General features: G+C 40.8%; 1 protein-coding gene. It reads right to left on the bottom strand.

The genetic code is table 11. The features are described 5' to 3' along the window. Window positions 1–272 (bottom strand): hypothetical protein (locus AAEY62_RS22445; protein WP_350636623.1); only part of this gene is annotated, 272 nt, incomplete at both ends.

Raw genomic sequence — 272 nt, 5'->3', positions numbered from 1 at the left:
ATTACATACTGCCCAGCTTTGACACCTATTTGAGCAGATTTTAATGCTAATCCTGCTGGTATTGTCAATATATCAAAAGCGAGCATATCTCTTGCTGCAATTTCTTTAACTCCTTGACGAAATTTTGCTTCGTCACCACCGACATTTATATATATTGATTCTAGTTCTGCCTGATAACGAAGCTCTTCTGGAGTACCCGCAGTACCAGGTATGTATATAGGTCTATCACTACCTCCCCCTCCTTCGTTAGGCTCACCAGCATAAGTATTACC

It is taken from the genome of Pseudoalteromonas sp. GW168-MNA-CIBAN-0100 (genome assembly GCF_040309225.1).
In the GTDB taxonomy this organism is placed as follows: Bacteria; Pseudomonadota; Gammaproteobacteria; order Enterobacterales; family Alteromonadaceae; genus Pseudoalteromonas; species Pseudoalteromonas arctica.
This window is presented reverse-complemented; position numbering and strand designations above follow the sequence as displayed.